Genomic DNA, 20,531 nt, shown 5'->3' on the forward strand with positions numbered 1-20,531 from the left:
CCATGGGTTGGGTGACTATTGTGATGGCGATGCAGTGCGCGCCTTGCCGAGATAGGCGCGCTGGATCTCGGGATCGTTCTTCATCGCGGCCGCCAGTCCGCTGCCGGCGTTGCGGCCGGACTCGATCAGGTAGACGCGGTCGGCGATGTCGAGGCTTGCGCGTGCGTTCTGCTCGACCAGCAGCACACTGAGGCCATCGGTGCGAATTTGAGAGAGTGCACGGAACACCTCTCGGCTGAGCAGCGGCGACAGGCCGAGCGAGGGTTCGTCGAGCAAAAGGAGTTGCGGGTTCGACATCAGCGCGCGGCCGATCGCGACCATCTGCTGCTCGCCGCCGCTCATGGTGCGGACAGCCTGGCGCATGCGCTCGGCCAAGCGCGGGAACAGGTTCAGGATTTTGGCAAGCCGGTCCGCTTCGCCTGTGCGCGCACGGGCCGGGTAGGCGCCGAGCTGCAAATTCTCGGCAACCGTCAGATCGCCGAAGACGCCGCGTCCCTCGGGCACAAGCGCAATGCCACGCTCTACGATCAGGTGAGCCGGCAGCTCGCCGACGCTCTGTCTGTCGAAGCGGATCGTCGCGCCCGGCGCGGGCTTCACCAGGCCTGCGATGCTCTTGAGCAGGGTCGATTTTCCGGCGCCATTGGCGCCGAGGATGGCGACGATCTCGCCCTGATTGATTCCGAGCGCGACGTCGGCCAGCGCCTGGTGCTTGCCGTAGAAGTGGGAGAGTGCGGCGACCTCAAGCATCGTCGCCTCCGAGATAGGCGGCGACGACCTTCGGATCGGACAACACCTCGTCCGGCGCACCGCGCGCGATCACGCTGCCGGCATTCATGACGATGCAGTGGCCGCAAAGCGCGCGGATCGCGTCCATGACATGCTCGACCATGATAATGGTGAGGCCGCGATCACGCAGCTTCGCGATCAGGGCGATGCCGGTCTCGAGCTCGCTCGGATTGAGCCCTGCCAGCCATTCGTCGAGCAGCACGAGGCGCGGCTGCAGCGCCAGCGCGCGGGCAAGTTCGAGCCGTTTCTGGTCGATATAGGTCAACTCACCCGCTTGCGTCTCTTGCATGGCGCCGAGCCCGACCAGATCGAGCAGCTCGCGGCCGGTCTCGTCCGAAGCTCCTGACGGCGCGGGTGCACCGGAAAACAGCCGCGCGGCCGCGACGTTTTCCGCAACGGTCAGGTCCGGCATCACGCGGACCAATTGGAACGTGCGGGCAAGGCCAAGGCGCGCGATCTGGTGCGCGCGCAGGCCGTTGAGGACGGTGCCGCTGAACCGGATCGTGCCTGACGAGGGCCGCAAGGCCCCGGACAGCGTATTCAGGAGCGTCGTCTTGCCGGAGCCGTTGGGTCCGATGATGCCGACGATCTGGCCCGGCGCGACCGTGAAGCTGACGCCATCGACCGCGCGCAATCCGCTGAATGATTTGCTGACGCCTTCGACCCCGAGGAGCGGTGCATCCATCGAGCGGGCGGAGGCGGCATTGGGACGACCGGCCGGGACGCGCCAGCGCCCGACCCCGAACAGGCCGATCACGCCGTTCGGCAGCAGCATCACGATGAGAACGAAGATGACGCCGAGCACGATGCTGAAATGGTTGGGCAGCGTCGCGGTCAAAACCTCGAACAGCAGCACCAGCGGGATGACGCCGAGCACGGGCCCGAACAGCGAGCCGGCGCCGCCGAGCAGGGCCATGATCACGACCTGGAAGGAGATCGTCGGATTGAAGGCGATCGCGGGATCGATATAGGTCCAGCGCGGCGCCATCACCGCGCCGGTCATCGCCATGAAGGTCGCGCTCAGGATGAACACGCCGAGCTTGACCCGCGTCGCATCGATGCCGGAATGACTGGCCGCGGTCTCGTCGGCGCCGATGGCGCGCAGGGCCAGCCCATAGCGCGAGCGCCCGAGCCACCAGCCGACCAGGAAGACGAGCGCGGTGAGGGCGAGGAGCTGCCAGTAGAGAATGTCCTGTGTCACCGCGCTGAAGAGATAGCGGCCGACCGATTTGTGGATGTTGACCTCGTACCAGATCACGAGCTGCCGGATCAGCTCGGCAAGGCCGAAGGAGAAGATCACGAAATAGATGCCTGATAGCCGCAGCGTCGAAAGCCCGGTGATGGCGGCGGTGAGCGCACCGACGCCGGCCGCGGCCAGCACCACGACCGGCCAGGGCATGGTCTCGCCGAGCACCGCGGCGGTGTAGGCGCCGAGGCCGAAGAAGGCGACCGTCGCAAGCGAGACGTAGCGGGTGGGACCGGAGAACATCGCCCACGCCGTCGCCAGGACCGTGAAATAGAGAACGCTGATGCCGAGCGCGAGATAATAGCCGTTGACGTAAAGCGGATAGGCGACGACGGCCGCCGCCAGGACGGGAGCGACACCCCATAGCAGCAGGCGGAGAGACTCGGTCATGACGCAGCCCTCCCGAACAGACCCGTCGGCCTGATCAGGAGCACACCGAGGAACAGCGCGTAGGTCGCAGCCAGCGTCAGCCCGGGATCGACCAGCCGCGCAACCGCGGTTTCGACCACGCCGAGCAGCAGCCCTGCGACCAGCGCGCCCATCACGTTGCCGACGCCGCCCATGATGACGACGACCAGCGCCTTCATGGTGAAGACCACGCCCATCGCGGCGTTGAAGGTGAGGAACATGCTCACGAGCACGCCGCCGATGGCGACGAGGCCGCCGCCGAAGGCAAACGCAAATCCTGACAAGGCCGCGACGTCGATGCCGACGAGCCGCGCGGCGTTAGGGTCGACCGCAATCGCACGGACGGCGGTGCCGATCCGCGTACGGGTGAGGGCGAGATACACGGCGCCGCCGACCAGGGCTGCAAACAGCAGCGCGACGAGGCGATTGACCGCCAGGGTCGATCCCATGATCGTCAGCGGAATCGAGAGATAGCTGTAGCTGTAATACTGACCGCCGAACGCAACCAGCATGGCGCCCTGGATCACGAACAGCACGCCGAAGGTGACGAGGATGCTGTCGATCTCCTGCGCGCCCCGGTCCTTGCCCCGCCGCATCAGCCGTTCCAGCAGGAAGCGATACAGCAGCCAGTTCAGCACCATCGCGACCGGCACGGCCAGCAGCAGCGCTGCGAGCGGGCTCAACCCGAGACCGCTGTAGAGCGAAAATGCGCCGAAGGCGGCCGCGACCAGCGACTCCCCGTAAGACAGGTTCATGATCCGCGCCACGCCATATTGCAGCGTCAGCCCGAGCGCGATCAGCGCATACATGCCGCCGAGCACGAGGCCCGGCAGGACGATGTCGACAAGCAGCATAAACGATGTCCCTTAGAGCGGACGGCAGGCAGGCCTCGCGACGCAAGGACTGCCGGCCAGCCTTACTGTCACCGCGGCCTTTATTGCCATTGCGCCTTAGGCACGACCGGTGCACGCGCGCCCGGAAGCGAGGCGGGCGCGAGCGCGTAGAACTCGCCGTTCTGCCACTGGCCGACGCTCCAGACTTCCTGGAGCAGGCCGTCCTTCAGCTTGACCTTGCCGATGATGGTGTCGAACGTGCCCGCGCGGATCTCTGCAGCGACCGCGGCGCGATCGAGTTTGCCGACCTTCTCGATCGCCTGCTGAAGCACCTGAAGGCTGGCATAGGTGATCGAACTCGCCCAGCGGTCCGGCTCCTTGCCGGTCGCGGCTTTGTGGCGCGCGAGGTAGTCCTTCAGTTGCGGCGAGTCCGCGTTCCAGCCGCCGATCCCCATCACACCGTCACTGTTGGCGGCGAACTTGCCCTTGTAGAGCGGAAAGGCCGTGCCGACGCCGACATAGAAGATCTTCGGATTGAATTTCAGGAGCTGCGCCTGCTCGGTCAGCGCGATCGTATCCGGCGGATAGCTGAAAGCGATGAACGCATCCGGATTGGACGCGATCGCGTCCTTCAGCAGAGGCTGAAGATCCTGCGACCCCATCGGATAGGTCTTGTCGTAAGCGATCGTAAGGCCGTGCTTCTTGAAAGCCTCGCGGCCGGCGGCGGAGAGCTCGATGCCGAACTGGTCGGCGACGCTGACCATGGCGACGGTGCCGCCGATCTTGCCTTCGCTCTTCAGCTTGCCGAGCAGATCGGCCAGCGCCTCGGAGATCTGCGCGGACGTGCCGAGCCAGAACGTCGCATTCGACCAGCGTTTTGCGAGTTCCGGCGCCTTGTCGGTGACCGAGGTGACGGCGAGATGAGGATAGCCGAGACGATTCAGCGTCGGGCCGACTGCGAGGTTGAGGCCCGTGCTCCAGGGCGACAGAATGAAATCGACCTTGTCCTGATTGGCGAGACGCTCGATCGCCTTGACGGCTTCCTCCGAGCTGCTGCGGTCGTCGTATTCGACGATTTCGATCGGCAATTTCTTGTCGCCGAGCTTGATGCCGCCGGCGGCATTCACGTCCTTCACCCACAGCTCGTAATTGGGCAGGGTGGTGATGCCGGCACCGCCGGCATAGGGACCGGTCTTGGAAATGGCATAGCCGATCCGGATTTTTTCCTGCGCATCGGCCGTGGACGCAAAGGTCGCCAGACCTGCGGTGAGCGCGGCCAGGCCGGTGACGCGCAGCAACGTTCGACGGTTCGCCGAAAACATGTCGATCCTCCCTCGTGTTTCACTCAAGCGATGGTTCGCAAGCGGTGTGAGTGGTCGTGTCCTCATCGTCCCGATTTCTTGTCGGCGCGGCTTCATCGAAGCCAGCCGTGACCGGGGCTTGACCTAGCAAGCACCTCGGGCTTTGTTCGCACAATGGACAGATCCGGCGAAAGGTTGGACGTTTCCGGTCGTGGGGGCCTGGTGCGTCGAGGCGTCGCGGGCACCGGTCCGACGCCGGCCGCATCAACGAGCAGCGCGGCACCCGTCGGCGCCGAGCTGATCGCTTCGCACTATGTTGCGCGGCGCTGGATGCTGACGTCGAAAGCCGCGCGGCCGTTCATCCATCTGCTCTGTCTTCATGGCGGAGCGGCTGCCGAGGTCGGCCAGGCCGGACGAGTGACGACGCTGGCCGGGCCCGCGATGGCCTGGCTCCCGGCGGGATCAGCCGACTATCTGGAGGTCTCGGCCGGGGCGACGGCAGAGCTGCTGCAATTACGCACGGGCGTGTGGCATCGCTATCTTCCGCCCTCGGCCGAGCCTGCCTATCTCGCGCTCGAAGGCGCCGGCGGCATCATGACGCTGCCGATCGAGCCTGATCTCGCGACCACGATGTCGCGTTCCATTGCGGCGATCGCCGCCGAAATTGTTTCGCCTGCACGCAGTGGCGCGGCGTCGATCATGTCGGCGGAACTCACACTGTGCGTGCTGCGCTTCTGGCGTCTGTTCGCCGGCGACCACGACCGCGACGAGGAGGGCAGCAGTGCAGAGATCCTGAGCCGGTTCCGCAGGCTGCTCGAGGAGCGCTATCACCAGCATCTGCGCGTCAGCGACTACGCCAGTCTTCTCGGCATGACGCCGGATCGCCTGCACGCACTCTGCAGCCGGGAGCTGAACCGTTCGCCGAGCGAGTTGATCCAGCAGCGCGTCGTCAAGGAAGCAGCAAGCCGGCTCGAGGCCGGCACCGTCGCCGTCAAGCAGATCGCATTCGCGCTCGGCTTCAAGGACACGGCGTATTTCAGCCGCTTCTTCCGCAAGCACACCGGCGAGGCCCCCGGCGTGTGGCGACGACGTGTCGCCGCGCGCGTGAGAGCCGGACGATCGAGGCCGACGCTGAACTTTGCCGATTGGCCGTGACCGCGATCCGGTGATCGCGCGTCGCAGACAAACGAGAGCTCCGCTTATTTGGAATCATTCCAGCAGGAAATGCACTGAAACAAATGCGCGCGCATGAGCGCATTCGTCGCACATGCCGCGCACAGGTCTGGAGACATTCTAATGCAGTTCCTATCGCACTGAAAATGTCCCTGCGTTAGGGCGAGAGTCCAAAAATCATTCCGGCGAAGCCGGAGGTGCGTGGGGCTCCGACTGACGTGACAGACTTCCAACTTCATTTGCGTTCCAGGACGCGTCTTCGACATCTTCAAGTGCTCTTCTGCGGCGCCGTCAGCACATTAGCCCTCACAATTCCCGTCGCGCCGGTGCAGGCGCAGACTCAAATTCCCGCAGTATCGGTGGAAGCGCCAACCCAGCGCGCGCGCCCCGCGACGACTTCAACGCGGCGAGCTGCGACGACGCGCACCGCACGCGCCGCCCGGCGCTCTCCGGCGCAGCAGGCCGAGCCAAGCCAGTCGTCCTCAACCAGTCGCAACGCGGGTGAGCGCGCCAATGGTCCGGTCCGCGGTTTCGTCGCCACGCGGAGCGGCACGGCCACCAAGACCGACACGCCGCTGATCGAAACGCCGCAGTCGGTGTCGGTGATCACCACCGACCAGGTCCGGAACCAGGGCGCGGTCTCGATCGGCGAGGCCTTGCGCTACACCGCGGGCGTCAGCGGCGACGTCAATGGCGGCTCGGACACCCGATTCGGCGGCCTCCAGATCCGCGGCTTCGACATGACCATGCCGGGCCTCTACATCGACGGCCTGCGAATCCCATCGAGCAATTACGTGCATTTCAACGGCCTCGATCCCTACGGGGCCGAACGCCTTGAGGTGTTGAAAGGACCGTCGTCGGCGATGTACGGCGGCAGCGGCACCGGCGGCCTGCTCAACTATGTGACAAAACTGCCGACCGCGCAGCAGTTCGGCGAGGCCTCGATCTCCGGCGGCAGCTTCAACCGTTATCAGGGCCAGTTCGACATGGGCGGTCCGGCCAACAAGGAAGGCACCGTGCTGTGGCGCCTGACCGGCGTGGTCCGCGACGGCGAAACGCAGGTCGACTTCACCAAGGACAATCGCGTCTTCATCGCGCCGGCCGTCACCATCAAGCCGAACGAGGACACGACGATCACGTTCCTCGCCAACTACCAGCGGGACCGGGCAGGGTGGGGCCTCCAGTTCCTGCCGGCCTCGGGTACGGTCTGGCCGAACAACGGCCGCACCATCCCGGTCTCGTTCTTCGCGGGCGTGCCGGGGTTTGACGCCTACAACACCGAGATCGCGACCGTCGGCTACCAGCTCTCGCACGACTTCAACGAGTACCTGACGTTCCGGCAGAACCTGCGCTACGCCTACCAGCACAACGAGGAAAAGGTCTTCTACGGCGCCGGCTACACCGACGAGGCTGCGGGTGACTACGCGCGCGTCGGCAGCTACAGCAACTCGTACATCAACTCCTTCGCGGTGGACAATCAGCTCCAGGGTAAGTTCACCACGGGTTTCCTCCGTCACACGGTTTTGGCCGGCATCGACTATCGCAACACCGACTTCCGCGACACCGCCTTCAGCGCCACGACCTCGTCGCCGACAGTCAACGTGTTCAATCCGGTCTACAGCTACGACTACGCCATCGGCGCCATGACCGACAACACAGGCGTCAAGCAATCGCAGGTCGGCCTTTACTTGCAGGACCAGATCAAGCTTGGCCGGCTCTCGTTCCAGCTCGGTGGTCGCCAGGATTTCGTGACGACGAAAGTCAACGCCGACCTCTTCAACACCTCGGCCTCGACCGACGCCTCGGCCTTCACCGGCCGCGCCGCCGTGATGTACAATTTCGACAACGGCATTGCGCCGTATTTCAGCTACTCGGAATCGTTCCTGCCGGTGCTGGCGACGACATCGACTGGCGGACTGCTGAATCCCGAGACCGGCGTCCAGTACGAGGTCGGCGTCAAGTACCAGCCGCTCGGCTGGAATGCGCTGTTCACGATCGCGGCCTTCGACCTGACGCGAGACAACGTCGTCGTCTATCCGCCTCCGACCTACATTGCATCGCAGATCGGTCAGGTGAAGTCGCGCGGCATCGAGCTGGAGGGCACCATGTCGCTCGCCGACGGCTGGAATTTGCGCGCCGCCTATGCCTATGTCGACGCCATGCTGTCGCAGGACCCGGTCAATCTCGGCAAGGCTCCGCCGACGGTTCCGCTCAACCGCGCTGGGCTGTGGAGCGACTACACGCTCCAGAGCGGCCAACTCGCCGGGCTTCAATTCGGCGGCGGTGTCCGCTATGTCGGCGCGACCTGGGGCGACGACGCCAACACGTTCAAGGTAGGATCCTCGACCGTGCTGGACGCGCTGCTCGCCTACACCCGTGACAATTGGCGCCTGTCGCTGAACGTCACCAACCTGACCGACCTGCGCTATGTTGCCGCCTGCTACGGCGCCGCGTCAGGTTGCTTCTACGCCGAAGGACGCAAGGCCATCGGAAAGCTGACTTACCGTTGGTGAGTTCAACGCAATGATGCGTCCGGCAATGGGGAGCCGGACCCGTGAAGTGAGACCTGAGCGATGAGAGCAATATTCGGCAAGCTGCATCGCTGGGCGGGACTGCTGACGGCCGGCTTCCTCTTTTTCTCCGGCATCACCGGCGCGATCATCTCCTGGGACCATGAGATCGATGACGTCCTGAACAGCCATTTGTTCGACGTCTCGACCAAGGGCCCGGCGATTCCCTCGATCGAGCTCGCCAAGATGATCGAGCAGCGCGATCCCCATGCGCGCGTCGTCTACCTCTTCATGACGCCGGAGGAGGGCCACTCGCTGTGGTTCTTCGTGATGCCGCGGATCGATCCGGCGACCGGCAAGCGCTTCGCGATGGACTACAACCAGGTCTTCCTCGATCCCAACACGGGCGTCGAGCTCGGCCGGCGCTATTGGGGCGCGGTGTGGCCGGTGACGCGCGAGAACTTCGTCTCGTTCCTCTACAAGCTCCACTACACCATGCACATCCCGGAGTTCTGGGGCAGCGATCGCTGGGGCATGCGTGTGCTCGGCATCATCGCCATCATCTGGACCATCGACTGTTTCGTCGGTTTCTATCTGACGCTGCCGTCGCGGCGGAAGGCGAAGGCTGCGCGGGCGCCCCAGGTCACGCGCCAGCTCGAGCGCGGCTTCTGGGCGCGCTGGGCGCCGGCCTGGACCATCAAGACTTCGGGCAGCGCTTACCGCATCAATTTCGATATCCACCGCGCCTTCAGCCTGTGGACCTGGGGCCTGCTGTTCATCATCGCCTTCACAGCGTTCTCGCTGAACCTGTATTTCGAGGTGTTCTCGCCGATGATGAAGATGGTGTCGAACTATACGCCGACGCCCTATGAGCAGCGGCCGTACCGCGGTCTCGACGATCCCATCGAGCCGAAGATGACCTTCGCCGAGATCGCCGCGCGCGCTGCCGCCGACGGCAAAGCGCGCGGCTGGACGATCCCGGTCGGCGCCATCACCTATGGCCCGGCCCACGGCGTCTACGCCGCACATTACTTCCATCCCGGCGACGATCACGGCGCCGGCGGCGTCGGCCCGGCGCAGCTCTATTACGACAGCGAGGACGGCCGTCCGATCGGCGAGCGGCTGCCCTGGGTCGGCACCGCCGCCGATATCTTCGTGCAGGCGCAATTCCCGCTGCATTCCGGCCGCATCGTCGGACTGTTCGGCCGCATCCTGATCTCGATCATGGGCCTCGTCGTGGCCGCGCTGTCGGTCACCGGCGTTGTGATCTGGTGGCGCAAGCGCCGCGCCCGCGTCCGCGTGCGTGAAACCGCCGCGGTCCGCCTGGGCCGGCAGCAGCTCACGCCGGCGGAGTAGGGCTGCGTTGATCGATCAGGAACCGGTGTTCCGGCAGCCCCTGCGCGACGCCATGTATGGCGAGGAGATGACCGGCCTGAGGCTCGATGCTGAGCTGCTGCTCATCCAGAAACTTTCGGGCCGTCGTCACGAACAGCGTCTTCAGATCGTTCCCGCCGAAGCACAGGCAGGTCGGATTGGTCACAGGCAGCGGAATGACCGTGTCGATTGTCCCGTCCGGCCGGTAGCGCGCCACCCGGCCGCCCGAGAAGAACGCCGTCCAAAGCCCGCCGGCAACATCGACGCACGCGCCATCTGGCCTCTCCCCGGAAGCGCTGTAGTCCGCGAACAGGCGCCTGTTGCGGATCACGCCGTCGTCGAGATCGAAGTCGAACTGCCAGGTGCAATATCGCCGCGTGTCCGTGAAATAGAGCGTGCGATTGTCCGGCGAGAACGCAATCCCGTTGGTGACGATGACGTCGCCGAACATGCGCGCCACCTGACCGTCCCCGGTCACGCGATAGAGCGAGCCGTTCGGCCGATGCAGCTGGTTGTCCATGGTGCCGATCCACAGGCGGCCGCGTGCATCCACGCGTCCGTCATTGAGCCGGTTGTCCAGGCCGCTTTCGACCTCACAGAACGGGGTGGGAGGAACGTCACCGGGCAGCCGACGGGAGAGACCCAGATCCCGTGCAAGCAAGTGCGAGCCCTCCGTGGTCAGGGCCTGACTGCCGAGGAATTGGCAATCGTAGGACGTGACGTGATGGGCGCCGGTGGCCGGATCGAAGGACTGATGAAGCCGACCGTCGATGTCGATCCACCACAGCTTGCGGGACCGGTCACACCATAACGGCGTCTCGCCGAGAATATCGGCGCTGGCGACCGCGGTTTCGATACGGTGCGCGGGAATCAGATCCGGGGTCATTCCGGAATCCTGTTCCAGCCGCGCGCGCCATCGCCAAAGGCCTGATAACCGTCTGCGGTCACGGCGATCGTATCCTCGAGCTTGATAAAACCCCGCCGCGCATGGGGCAGCGTGGTTTCGATCGAGATGACCATGCCGGCCTCCAGAGGCGCATCGGCGTCGTCGGCCGGATAGGGAATGGGGCCGTTGGCGGTCAAGCGCGGCGCCTCGTGGCTGACGATGCCCATGCCGTGAGCGACGAAATGCATCTGCTTGCCATGGCGCGACCTTGCCAGCGCTTCATTCGCCGCGATGTAGATCTCACGGCCGCTGAGACCAGCCCGTATCGGCGCGCGTGCCGCCTGCTGGATCGCTGCGATTTCTGCAAGAAGATCGACAAGCTCCGTGTCGGGCACCCCATGCACGGCCATCCGGCAGAGATCACCGATATAGCCTCCGTAGTTCCCGCCCGAATCCAGTGAGACGATGTCGCCGGGCTCAAGACGTTGATCGGAGGGAGCACGGTTGAGACTCGTTCCGACCGTCACCAGGGCGTACTCAAAGATCATGTCGCGGGACAGTTCGGCCCGCCGCAGATGATCGATGATCTCGCGCTTGCTCTGGCCGGCGCGGGTGCGGTTGACCGCGTCCATCATCGACGCGACCACCCGCTCGGACGCCTCGCGGAGGATCTCCAGCTCGGCCGCGGACTTGATCGATCGCAATTTCTCGAGCGGGCGCATGGCCTCGACGAGCTGACAAGCGGGAAGCTCCCTGCGCAACACGTCCGCCGCATCGGCCGGAAGGAAGGACATTTCGACGCCGATTCGAAGCGCAGGCGTGGCGACGGCCTTCACATGCGCAAGCGCGAGCGTCATCGCCTCGACCGAGGTCGACGATCCGAACACGACCGGCGGCAGCCAGTATCCGGCGCTCGTCCTGTTCTGGACGCTGTCCCGCTCGTTCCGGTTGGCGATATAGGCCGATTTGTCCGGTGCGCCCTTCACGTAAACGAAGATGGGCAGATAGCGGCTGACGCCGATGGCTTCCATGTAGTCGAACTGGAAGTGATAGTAGCCGCCGAGAAGATACTGGATGTTGTGCTTCGAGGTCACGATCAGGACGTCGATGCCTGACGCATCGAGCAAGCCGTCGAGCCTGGCCGTGGAGAATGGAATTTTGGCGTGCATTGATCGTTCTTCTTCGTCGACGACTTGATCTTGCTGGCAGGCGAGGGCGGTCAGCCGTCCTTCCAGGAGGACAGGGCATGCGCGACGCAGCCATTGATGTGGTCCGTGAGGACCGTCCGCGCGCTCTTGATGTCCCGCTTCAGGGCGCTCTCCAGCAACGCCTTGTGCTGGTTGATCGTCTCCGCGCCGCGATAGCGCAGCGCATAGCGGAAATATTTGTCGAACACGATCGCATGGGTATGCATCAGCTCGCGCGAGCCGCAAGCAGAGATCAGAGCCTGATGGAATTCGCCGTCATAGCGCTTGCGCAGCTCGGGATCGTCACCCTCGGCAAGGACGGTGCGTTCGGTCGCCGCCAGCTTGTGATGGGCGGACACCACGCGGCCCTCCCACTCGACGTCGCCGGCACGGAAGGACTCGGCCATTGCATGATGCTCGAGCAGGATGCGCAGATCGGCGAGTTCGCGCAAATTCTGGATCGAGATCGGCGCCACCTCGAATCCACGCTGGCCTTCGGCGACCACGAAGCCTTCTGACGTCAGCCGATTGAGGATCTCGCGCAGCGTCGAGATGCTGACGCCGTAATCCTCCTTCATGGCATCGAGCTTGAGCCGGCCGGCAGGCGTCAGCACGCCGAAAATGATGTCGGAGCGAATGCGCCGATAGCCGCTGTCGCCGGCCGACAGAGCCCGTTCCTCAAGTGCCGCCATGCCCAGTGATCCCGCTTGTCCCGATCGTCCGTCCTCTTCGAGGCGGCCGAACCATCAACGTTCCCAGCAATATAGCAGAACTCAGATATCTGACGTCTAGATAAATCTCATATGAAATCGATATTGTCCTTTGACATGGAAATATATGTATGATGTGTAAATAAGCGGAGGGTACGGAAAACAGGGGCTTAAAGCCGCCGTTCGTGCCCTAGGGAACAGGGAGGAAACGATGAGCTTGTTGGTACGGGCGCTGTCTGCGACGGCGATCTGCGTGGCGCTGACGGTCGGCGCATCCGCCGCCGATGATATTCAGGAGCGGACGATCCGGTGGGGTCACCTGAACAACACCGATCACCCCGTCAGCTTCGGTGTGCAGAAATTTGCCGAAATCCTGCTCGCCAAGAGCGGGGGCAAGATGAAGGTCCGCGAGTTCGCGGCCTCGCAGCTCGGCAACGAGTTGCAGCAGCAATCCGCGCTGCGCGGCGGCACCCAGGAGATGCTGTCGGCCTCGACGACGTCGCTCGCGACCGTCGTTCCGGAATTCGGCCTGATCGATTTCCCGTTCCTCTTCAACACGACCGAGCAGGCCGACGCGCTCGCGACCGGCAAGTTCGGCAATGCGATGATCGATACGCTGCCGTCAAAGGGGCTGATCGGTCTCGGCTATTGGGGCCTGGGCTTCCGCAACGTCACCAACAGCACCCGCCCGATCACCAAGCTCGAGGACTTCAGCGGCCTCAAGCTGCGCGTGATTCCGAACCCGGTCTATCTCGAAAGCTTCAGCGCCTTCAAGGCCAACCCGGTCCCGATGGCCTTCGGCGAGCTGTATTCGGCGCTGGAGACCCGCACCGTCGACGGCCAGGAGAATCCCTACACGGTCATTCTCTCCAACAAGTTCTACGAAGTGCAGAAATACGTGTCCGCCACCAATCACACCTTCACGCTGAACATCATTCTGGTGAGCAAGGCGTTCTGGGACAAGCTGTCGCCGACCGAGCAGAAGCTGATGCGCGAGGCTTATGCGGAAAGCCGCGGCTACCAGAAGGAGCAGACCCGGCTTCAGACCGAAAAGGCCCTGGCGGAATTGCAGGCCAAGGGCATGCAGTACAATGCGATCGCTCCCGAGGAGACCGAGCGCATGCGCAAGGCGGTGCAACCGGTTGCGGACAAGATTTCCGCCAATCTTCGCCCCGAGACGGTGAAGCTTTTCAATGACGAGGTCGAGCGCATCCGCAAGGACGTGAAGTAGCCGACGTCTCGATCACGCAGGCGGCGGGGCCGGCCGATGGCCGGCTCCCATCTCTCATTTGCCCGGACGTCACGCATGGCGCGAGCTCTCGATCTCTATTGCACATTCCTCAAGGCCGTCATTGCCGCCTGTCTTGCGGTCATGGTGGTGCTGGTGTTCGGCAACGTCGTGCTGCGCTATGGCTTCAATTCCGGCATCACCATCTCCGAGGAGCTGTCGCGCTGGCTGCTGGTCTGGCTGACCTTCCTCGGCGCCATCGTCGCGATGCGCGAGCATGCCCATCTCGGCGTCGACACCCTGATCCGGAAGCTGCCGGCTTCCGGCAAGCGGATCTGCTTTGTCCTCAACTACTGCCTGATGCTGTTTGCCGACTGGCTGCTGCTGTCCGGCAGTTGGCGGCAAACCATCATCAATCTCGACGACCGCGCGCCGGCCACCGGCCTTTCGATGGGCATCTTCTACGCGGTCGGCGTGATCTTCGGCGTGTCGACCGCCGTCATCCTTCTCTACGATTTGTACCGCGTGATCAGCGGGCAGGCGAGCGAGGAGGACATGGTGGCCGTCAGGGAATCGGAGGAGCAGTGATGTCCTCCGTCGCCGTCACGCCCGTTCATTCCCTTCGCGTTACCCGGATCATGCCATGACGATCGCCGTCTTCACCTTCTCGCTGCTCGGCGCCATGGCACTGGGCATGCCGATCGCATTTGCGCTCCTCATCTGCGGCGTCGCCCTGATGAGCACGATCGACATGTTCGATGCCCAGATCGTGGCGCAGAACGTCATCAACGGCGCAGACAGCTTTCCGCTGATGGCGATTCCCTTCTTCATGCTCGCCGGCGAGATCATGAACAAGGGAGGGCTGGCCAAGCGCATCGTCAATGTCGCGCTCGTTGCGGTCGGGCACTTCCGGGGCGGCCTCGGCTACGTGACCATCCTGGCGGCCTGTATCCTGTCGTCCCTGTCCGGGTCGGCGGCCGCCGATGCTGCCGCGCTCGCGGCGCTGCTGGTGCCGATGATGGTGGCTGCGGGGCACAAGAAGACCTACGCGGCGGGTCTCGTGGCGGCCGGTGGCGTCATCGGCCCCGTCATTCCGCCCAGCATCGGTTTCGTGATCTTCGGCGTCGCCGCCAACGTGTCGATCTCAAAACTGTTTCTCGCCGGCATCGTTCCCGGCCTCCTGCTCGGCCTGGGCCTCTGCGCCGCCTGGTACTGGGTCGTGCGCAAGGAGGATCTGACGCCGCCGCCGCGGGCCTCGCTGCGCGAAATCCTGCACGCCATCATCGACGGTTTCTGGGCGCTCATGCTGCCCGGGATCATCATTGTCGGACTGCGCTTCGGCATCTTCACGCCGACCGAGGCGGGCGTCGTCGTCGCCGTCTATTCGCTGTTCGTCGCGACCTGCATCTATCGCGAGCTGAAATGGTCGCAACTCTACGCGGTTTTCGTGTCGTCGGCCGTGACGACGAGCGTCGTGATGTTCCTCGTCGCCGCGGCGCTGGTGTCGTCCTGGCTGATCACGGTGTCGGAAATCTCCGCCCAGGTCGTCGATCTCCTGAAGCCCTTCATGGGCAACAACACGATCCTGATGCTCGCCATCATGGTCGTCGTGGTGGTCGTGGGAACGGCGCTCGACATGACGCCGACGATCCTGATCCTGACGCCGATCCTGATGCCGATCATCAAGGCCGCGGGCATCGATCCCGTCTATTTCGGCGTCCTCTTCATCATCAATAATTCCATAGGCCTGATCACGCCCCCGGTCGGAATCGTGCTCAACGTCGTCTGCGGCGTCTCCAGGATCAGCATGGAGGATATCATCAAGGGCGTCTGGCCCTTCATGATCGCCCAACTGATCGTCCTGTTCGCGATGGTGCTATTCCCGGGGCTGGTGACGATCCCGGCGAAATGGTTTGCTGGTTAGTCGCGCAAGCGTTGGCAACGGATACGAGGAACGACAATGGCCGCCAAAATCATGATCCTCAATGGACCCAATCTCAATTTTCTCGGCATCAGGGAGCCGCACATCTACGGCCGGACCACGCTGACGGAGATCGAGGCGAGCTGCCAGGCGCTCGCCGATCAGCTCGGCGTCTCGATCTCGTTCCACCAGTCCAACATGGAGGGCGAGCTCGTCAATTGGGTCCAGTCCGCCCATGGCAGTGCGGATGCGATCATCATCAACCCCGCGGGCTATTCCTTCACCTCGATCGCGCTGATCGATGCGCTGAAGATTTTCGAAGGCGTGAAGATCGAGCTGCACATCTCGAACATCCACGCGCGCGACGAGCTCCATCGCCACTCGATCACGTCGAGTGCCTGCACGGCGGTGATTTGCGGTTTGGGTCCTTACGGCTATCTCGCTGCGATGCTGGCGGCCGTCCAGAAGCTCGGACAATTGCCTGACACGATCCCGCCGGCCCTGCACGGGCTTGCGGCCGCCGGCAAGGCATAAGCAGGGGAGAGCGGGATGCGTGGCGCGGGATTTCTCGCCATCTGGAGCGACGTCGAGGCGCACGACCTGACCGATTACCGGCACTGGTTGACGCGCGAGCATACCACCGAGCGCGTGACGACAAGGGGTTTCCTGGCAACGCGTGTGTTCCGCGCGGCAAGGGACGACATCAACCGCTTCTTCATCCTGTACGAGCTCGATGCGCCCGAGGTCCTCGACGGCGAGGCCTATCTGGCGCGCCTCAACGCGCCGACGCCATGGTCGCAGCGGATCATGCCGAAGCTCGGCAATTTCATGCGCGGCGGCGGCGTCATGGTCGCGCGGGCAGGGCGGGGCGAGGGGGCCACGGTCATGGCGCTGCGGATCGAGACCGTGCCCGGCGACCCGCAAAAGTTGGCTGAGGCACTGGTTGCGTGCGACGGGGTCGCCGCCGTGCAGATCGGGGCGACCGACGAGGCGCGGACTTCGGTGAAGACGACCGAGAAGGGCATGCGCAAGGACGAGGGCTTTTTCGCCGGGCTTTTGCTGATCGAGGCGCTCGACACGGCCTCGTTGCGAAGCGCCCTGCACCAGGCGCGCGCGCTTGCCCCTGACATCCTGGGCCGGGCGAGTGAGGCGGAAGTCTATCAGGGCATGTTCGCACTCGACGCCCGCATCGCGGATTTCGGCTGATGGCGGTTTTCTCGCTGGCCGCGCTGACCGTGCTCGATCTCGCGCCGCCCGAGATGATCGAATTGGCAGCCCGCTGCGGCTATGAAAAAGTCGGGCTCCGATTGCTGCCCGCGACGCCTGGCGGGATAGCCTATCGCCTGATGGACGACGCGCCGCTCCTGCGGGAGACACTTGGACGGCTGCAGTCGACGGGCGTGACCGTCGCCGATCTCGAAGTCGTTGCGTTCAGGCCTGAAACGGACGTCGCGTCTTTCGCGCCCTTCTTCGAGACGGGCGCGCGCCTCGGCGCGAAACACATCCTCGTCGCGGCCTACGATCCTGATCTGGCGCGGTTCTCGGATCGCTACCGGCGGTTCTGCGAGGCGGCAGCAAGCCATGGTATGACGTCGGATCTCGAATTCATGCCATGGACCAGCGTTCCCGACCTGACGACTGCCATACGGATCGTCGCGAAAATCGATCATCCCGCGGCCGGCATTCTCGTCGATGCGCTGCATTTCGATCGATCGCAAAGCACGCTTGCTGATCTCCGTACCATCCCGGCTGAACGGCTGCACTACTGGCAGCTCTGCGACGGCCCGGCCGAACGGCCGGCGACGACGGAGCAGCTGATCCATGCCGCGCGCGAGGAGCGGCTGTTTCCGGGCGAGGGCGGCATCGATCTCGTTGGACTGACGCGGGCGATGCCGGACAACCTGACCATCAGCATCGAGGTCCCCACCGTTCAGCTGGCGAAAACCGTCGATGCCGAAACGCGCGCGCGCCGGGCGCTCGCGGTGGGGAGAGCGGTGATCGAACGAGCGCGCGCCGCTTCGTGAGAGAAGGGGGCGGGATGCCGCAAGCCGATCGCACCTGGGACGCCGAGACCGATCTTCTGGTCGTGGGCGCAGGCGCGGCCGGCATGACGGCGGCGCTGGTTGGTGCCCTCGAGGGCCTCAACGTCATGCTGTGCGAAAAATCGGACATGGTCGGCGGGACGACTGCGACCTCCGCCGGCACGGTCTGGATTCCAGGCAACCGGCAGGGACAGCTTGCGGGAACGCCCGATACGATCGAGGCTGCGCGCACCTATCTCGCCGCGATGCTCGGCGAGCACGCGGCCGACTTGCGCCTCGACATGTTTCTGAAAGCCGGCCCGATCGTGCTCGATTATCTCGCGCAGAAGACGAGCGTGCAGTTCGCAGCACAGCCGGTTCATCCCGATTACAAGGACCTCCCGGGGGCCGCGATCGGCGGTCGCGCCCTCGGCGCCGTTCCGTTCGACGGCCGCAAGCTCGGCGATGATCTTGTCCGTGTCAGGCCGCCGCGCCGGGAATTCATGGTCCTCGGCGGCATGATGGTCGGGAAGGCGGACATTGCGCCGCTGCTCGCTCCGTTCCGCAACTGGACCAACTTCCGTCACGTCGTCGGCCTGCTCGCCCGGCATGCACTGGATCGTGTCAGTCACAAGCGCGGAACACGCCTGATCATGGGCAACGCGCTGGTCGCGAGACTGCTCGACAGCGTCCGCCGCGCCGGTGTCGATCTGCGGTTTGAGACGGCGCTTCGCGAGGTCATCTGCGATGGCGACGATATCGTCGGTGCCATCCTCTCGTCGCCGGCCGGAGAAATGAGGGTGCGCGCCCGCAAGGGCGTGGTGCTGGCAACCGGAGGCATCGGCTGGAGCCGCGAGCTTCGCGAGCGGTTGTTTCCGGAGGCCGCGCGGCGCTTTTCGCTCGCGCCTTCGTCGAACGCAGGAGACGGCATGCTGGCGGCCGAGCGCGTCAACGCCGTCATTGAACCCGACCTCCACAGCCCGGCCTTGTGGATGCCGAGCTCGGTGATGGCGCAGGCCGATGGCCATGTGTCGGTCTTCCCGCACATCATGCTCGATCGTGCCAAGCCGGGCTTGCTCGCCGTCAACAGATCGGGCCGCCGCTTCGTGAACGAGGCCGATTCCTACCACGACTTCGTCGCAGCGATGTTGCGTTCGAACGCGTCAGCCGCGTCCGCTATGCCGGCCTTCCTGATCTGCGATCGTGCCTTCATCAGGGATTTTGGCATCGGGCTCGTTCACCCCGGAACGAAAAACCTGAAAATGTTCCTGCAAGCCAATTATCTGATCGCGGGTGAAACCATCGAAGAGCTGGCGCGAAAAATCGCTGTCGACGGCGAACGGCTTGCCGAAACCGTCGAGCGGTACAATCGCCATGCCGAAACCGGCGTCGATGAAGATTTCGGCCGTGGTTCAAGCCCGCTCAACCGCTTCAATGGCGATCCCCGGACCAGGCCCAATCCGTGCCTGCGGCGGATCGGGCCGGGACCGTATTACGCAGTGGCCGTCTGGCCGTCGGATCTTGCCAGCAGCGCCGGCCTGAGCACGGATTCATGTGCCCGCGTTTTATCTCGCGACGGGAAGGTTCTGTCCGGCCTCTACGCAGTCGGGACCGATTCATCGTCCATTTTCCGCGGCACATATCCGGGGCCCGGCACGATGATCGGTCCCGCCGTCGTGTTCGGCTGGTGCGCAGCGATGGATGCGGCCGGAGCGCTCCGCAGGTATATCGCCTGAAGGCGCCGGCGGAGCAGGGCGCCCGCCTTTGCCGATGAACCTTGACGCCCGGCACCGGCACAAAGACTGGAGATCGCTCCACCTTACGGAAATCGCATGAGATCGCCTGCCTTGCTCTGCCTGCTCGCCCTCGCGACCCCCGCGCATGCGGCCACGCCCGAGCAGCGTTATCTCGACCTGCGCGATCGCTACATCGCGAAGTTCTCGAAGGCTCCGGAAAACGACGAGACCAGCAAACAGCACGATGCGGCGCTCAAAGAGCTGACAGGAGTGCTGCGCGGCCTGGTCGGGCCAGTCACGATCAAGGGGCTGCCGGCCGAGGGCAAGTCGAACGCCGACACGCTGTTCAAGGGCGATTCCGGCTTCGGCCATCTGGACGGGCTCGGCTTCGCCTCCGAAGGCGACAAGATGCAGGCCGTGGTGACGACGACCACGCTGCTCAAGCACTGGCTTGCCGAGCATCGCGAGGACGGCATGCCGCAGGAGCAGGGGGCGGCGCTGAAGTCTGACCGCTTCTATTACTACGCCATCCAGGACGCCGCCTTCGCCAAATACGCGGAGGTGCCGATCGCGAAGCCCACTGGCGCAAGTGCCGTCGTGGCCGTGCTCGGCGTGCGCGGTAATGGCGGCCTGAAGGGGCCGCCGCAGGAAATCGGCGTCGTCGCCATCAAGGCCGACAAGGTCTACTACCTCGCCGCAACCGACGCCGTGAAGACGGCCGAAATCCCGGCCTGCGAGAAGGTCTGGAAGCAGATGATGGCGAAGAAGACCCCGCAGGACGCCATGGCTAGGGAAGACCAGGCGATGGATGCCTACACCAAGTGTTTCGCGAAGGAAGCGCCGGGCCAGAGCTGGTACGCAGCGGCCGTGAAGAAGGCGCAAAGCCAGTTGGAGCTGCTGCCGCTGCGATAGGGCCGCAACCTCATCCACGCTCGGCTCCTCATCCCGAGGAGCCCGCAAAGCGGGCGTCTCGAAGGATGGCCACGGGCGAGAGCGGGGGCCTTCATGGTTCGAGACGCGCGTTCCGCGCTCCTCACCATGAGGAGCTTCCAACGCATCCAGGTCGAAGCGAGCGCTCGCATAATCTTGAGCTCCCCTGTAAGCGCGCTCACCGATTTGTGGTCCAATCCTGCGCTGCATTGCCGCGAATTAACGCCGCGCGCCTTTCACTTCTGATCTCCTGTCTCCAGATTTGCTGTCGACTGCAATCC

Annotated in this window: 18 protein-coding genes; 11 read left to right on the top strand and 7 right to left on the bottom strand. The window is 64.4% G+C overall.

From position 1 onward, the window contains the following. Window positions 1–15: 15 nt before the first annotated feature. From AB7532_RS18425 to AB7532_RS18440, 4 genes are all read right to left on the bottom strand, one after another. Window positions 16–747 (bottom strand): ABC transporter ATP-binding protein, encoded by a 732-nt coding sequence (locus AB7532_RS18425; protein WP_441236184.1) that lies wholly within the window; start codon window positions 745–747, stop codon window positions 16–18. Next, entirely contained in the window at window positions 740–2,422 is a 1,683-nt protein-coding gene (locus AB7532_RS18430) for a branched-chain amino acid ABC transporter ATP-binding protein/permease (RefSeq protein ID WP_441236185.1), read from the bottom strand. The genes AB7532_RS18425 and AB7532_RS18430 overlap by 8 nt, the downstream gene beginning before the upstream one ends. Then, window positions 2,419–3,294 (bottom strand): branched-chain amino acid ABC transporter permease, encoded by an 876-nt coding sequence (locus AB7532_RS18435; protein ID WP_441236186.1) that lies wholly within the window; start codon window positions 3,292–3,294, stop codon window positions 2,419–2,421. Before AB7532_RS18435 ends, AB7532_RS18430 begins: the two co-directional genes overlap by 4 nt. 80 nt (window positions 3,295–3,374) lie before the next feature. Then, window positions 3,375–4,595 (bottom strand): amino acid ABC transporter substrate-binding protein, encoded by a 1,221-nt coding sequence (locus tag AB7532_RS18440; RefSeq protein ID WP_441236187.1) that lies wholly within the window; start codon window positions 4,593–4,595, stop codon window positions 3,375–3,377. A gap of 201 nt (window positions 4,596–4,796) precedes the next feature. Between AB7532_RS18440 and AB7532_RS18445 the strand changes: the two genes are divergently transcribed. From AB7532_RS18445 to fsrB, 3 genes are all read left to right on the top strand, one after another. Then, complete coding sequence (locus tag AB7532_RS18445) at window positions 4,797–5,729, top strand: helix-turn-helix domain-containing protein (RefSeq protein WP_441236188.1); 933 nt, start codon at window positions 4,797–4,799, stop codon at window positions 5,727–5,729. Window positions 5,730–5,944: 215 nt separating this feature from the next. After that, window positions 5,945–8,260, top strand: coding sequence for a TonB-dependent siderophore receptor (locus tag AB7532_RS18450; RefSeq protein WP_441236189.1), 2,316 nt, complete (start codon window positions 5,945–5,947; stop codon window positions 8,258–8,260). Between the two features lie 60 nt (window positions 8,261–8,320). Beyond that, window positions 8,321–9,613, top strand: coding sequence for a siderophore utilization protein FsrB (gene fsrB, locus AB7532_RS18455; protein ID WP_441236190.1), 1,293 nt, complete (start codon window positions 8,321–8,323; stop codon window positions 9,611–9,613). Here the strand turns inward: fsrB and AB7532_RS18460 are convergent. The 3 genes from AB7532_RS18460 to AB7532_RS18470 are packed head-to-tail and all read right to left on the bottom strand — an operon-like array spanning window position 9,597 to window position 12,396. After that, entirely contained in the window at window positions 9,597–10,517 is a 921-nt protein-coding gene (locus AB7532_RS18460; protein ID WP_441236191.1) for an SMP-30/gluconolactonase/LRE family protein, read from the bottom strand. The genes fsrB and AB7532_RS18460 overlap by 17 nt on opposite strands. After that, window positions 10,514–11,686 (bottom strand): M24 family metallopeptidase, encoded by a 1,173-nt coding sequence (locus tag AB7532_RS18465; RefSeq protein ID WP_441236192.1) that lies wholly within the window; start codon window positions 11,684–11,686, stop codon window positions 10,514–10,516. The genes AB7532_RS18460 and AB7532_RS18465 overlap by 4 nt, the downstream gene beginning before the upstream one ends. A gap of 50 nt (window positions 11,687–11,736) precedes the next feature. After that, on the bottom strand, window positions 11,737–12,396 hold the full coding sequence (locus AB7532_RS18470) for a GntR family transcriptional regulator (protein WP_441236193.1): 660 nt from the start codon (window positions 12,394–12,396) through the stop codon (window positions 11,737–11,739). A gap of 229 nt (window positions 12,397–12,625) precedes the next feature. Between AB7532_RS18470 and AB7532_RS18475 the strand changes: the two genes are divergently transcribed. The 8 genes from AB7532_RS18475 (at window position 12,626) to AB7532_RS18510 (ending at window position 20,232) form a co-directional block, all read left to right on the top strand. After that, window positions 12,626–13,645, top strand: a complete 1,020-nt coding sequence (locus AB7532_RS18475; RefSeq protein ID WP_441236194.1) for a TRAP transporter substrate-binding protein — start codon at window positions 12,626–12,628, stop codon at window positions 13,643–13,645. A gap of 75 nt (window positions 13,646–13,720) precedes the next feature. After that, the gene (locus AB7532_RS18480; RefSeq protein WP_441236195.1) at window positions 13,721–14,230 is read left to right on the top strand and encodes a TRAP transporter small permease; all 510 of its coding nucleotides are present in this window, start codon (window positions 13,721–13,723) and stop codon (window positions 14,228–14,230) included. 55 nt (window positions 14,231–14,285) lie between these two features. After that, the gene (locus AB7532_RS18485) at window positions 14,286–15,566 is read left to right on the top strand and encodes a TRAP transporter large permease subunit (RefSeq protein ID WP_441236196.1); all 1,281 of its coding nucleotides are present in this window, start codon (window positions 14,286–14,288) and stop codon (window positions 15,564–15,566) included. A gap of 36 nt (window positions 15,567–15,602) precedes the next feature. Further along, a complete protein-coding gene (locus AB7532_RS18490) occupies window positions 15,603–16,097 on the top strand; it encodes a type II 3-dehydroquinate dehydratase (RefSeq protein WP_441236197.1) in 495 nt (164 codons plus the stop codon). A 15-nt stretch (window positions 16,098–16,112) separates the two neighbouring features. Further along, window positions 16,113–16,769, top strand: a complete 657-nt coding sequence (locus AB7532_RS18495; RefSeq protein ID WP_441236198.1) for a hypothetical protein — start codon at window positions 16,113–16,115, stop codon at window positions 16,767–16,769. A 29-nt stretch (window positions 16,770–16,798) separates the two neighbouring features. Continuing rightward, a complete protein-coding gene (locus AB7532_RS18500; RefSeq protein ID WP_441236199.1) occupies window positions 16,799–17,587 on the top strand; it encodes a sugar phosphate isomerase/epimerase family protein in 789 nt (262 codons plus the stop codon). A gap of 14 nt (window positions 17,588–17,601) precedes the next feature. Next, window positions 17,602–19,320 carry an FAD-dependent oxidoreductase gene (locus AB7532_RS18505; RefSeq protein WP_441236200.1) on the top strand — a complete coding sequence of 573 codons (1,719 nt, stop codon included), beginning with the start codon at window positions 17,602–17,604 and terminating at the stop codon, window positions 19,318–19,320. A 96-nt stretch (window positions 19,321–19,416) separates the two neighbouring features. Further along, window positions 19,417–20,232 carry a hypothetical protein gene (locus AB7532_RS18510; RefSeq protein WP_441236201.1) on the top strand — a complete coding sequence of 272 codons (816 nt, stop codon included), beginning with the start codon at window positions 19,417–19,419 and terminating at the stop codon, window positions 20,230–20,232. The last annotated feature ends 299 nt before the right edge of the window (window positions 20,233–20,531 follow it).

The organism is Bradyrhizobium sp. 930_D9_N1_4 (genome assembly GCF_052076015.1).
Classification (GTDB): domain Bacteria; phylum Pseudomonadota; class Alphaproteobacteria; order Rhizobiales; family Xanthobacteraceae; genus Bradyrhizobium.

Excerpts from the sequence above, each read along its gene's own strand:
- AB7532_RS18470 (WP_441236193.1), bottom strand. The coding sequence starts at position 12,396 with ATGGCGGCACTTGAGGAACGGGCTCTGTCGGCCGGCGACAGCGGCTAT.
- AB7532_RS18465 (WP_441236192.1), bottom strand. The coding sequence starts at position 11,686 with ATGCACGCCAAAATTCCATTCTCCACGGCCAGGCTCGACGGCTTGCTC.
- AB7532_RS18430 (WP_441236185.1), bottom strand. The coding sequence starts at position 2,422 with ATGACCGAGTCTCTCCGCCTGCTGCTATGGGGTGTCGCTCCCGTCCTG.
- AB7532_RS18510 (WP_441236201.1), top strand. The coding sequence starts at position 19,417 with ATGAGATCGCCTGCCTTGCTCTGCCTGCTCGCCCTCGCGACCCCCGCG.
- AB7532_RS18490 (WP_441236197.1), top strand. The coding sequence starts at position 15,603 with ATGGCCGCCAAAATCATGATCCTCAATGGACCCAATCTCAATTTTCTC.
- AB7532_RS18435 (WP_441236186.1), bottom strand. The coding sequence starts at position 3,294 with ATGCTGCTTGTCGACATCGTCCTGCCGGGCCTCGTGCTCGGCGGCATG.
- AB7532_RS18485 (WP_441236196.1), top strand. The coding sequence starts at position 14,286 with ATGACGATCGCCGTCTTCACCTTCTCGCTGCTCGGCGCCATGGCACTG.
- AB7532_RS18440 (WP_441236187.1), bottom strand. The coding sequence starts at position 4,595 with ATGTTTTCGGCGAACCGTCGAACGTTGCTGCGCGTCACCGGCCTGGCC.
- AB7532_RS18495 (WP_441236198.1), top strand. The coding sequence starts at position 16,113 with ATGCGTGGCGCGGGATTTCTCGCCATCTGGAGCGACGTCGAGGCGCAC.
- AB7532_RS18425 (WP_441236184.1), bottom strand. The coding sequence starts at position 747 with ATGCTTGAGGTCGCCGCACTCTCCCACTTCTACGGCAAGCACCAGGCG.
- AB7532_RS18475 (WP_441236194.1), top strand. The coding sequence starts at position 12,626 with ATGAGCTTGTTGGTACGGGCGCTGTCTGCGACGGCGATCTGCGTGGCG.
- fsrB (WP_441236190.1), top strand. The coding sequence starts at position 8,321 with ATGAGAGCAATATTCGGCAAGCTGCATCGCTGGGCGGGACTGCTGACG.
- AB7532_RS18505 (WP_441236200.1), top strand. The coding sequence starts at position 17,602 with ATGCCGCAAGCCGATCGCACCTGGGACGCCGAGACCGATCTTCTGGTC.
- AB7532_RS18480 (WP_441236195.1), top strand. The coding sequence starts at position 13,721 with ATGGCGCGAGCTCTCGATCTCTATTGCACATTCCTCAAGGCCGTCATT.
- AB7532_RS18460 (WP_441236191.1), bottom strand. The coding sequence starts at position 10,517 with ATGACCCCGGATCTGATTCCCGCGCACCGTATCGAAACCGCGGTCGCC.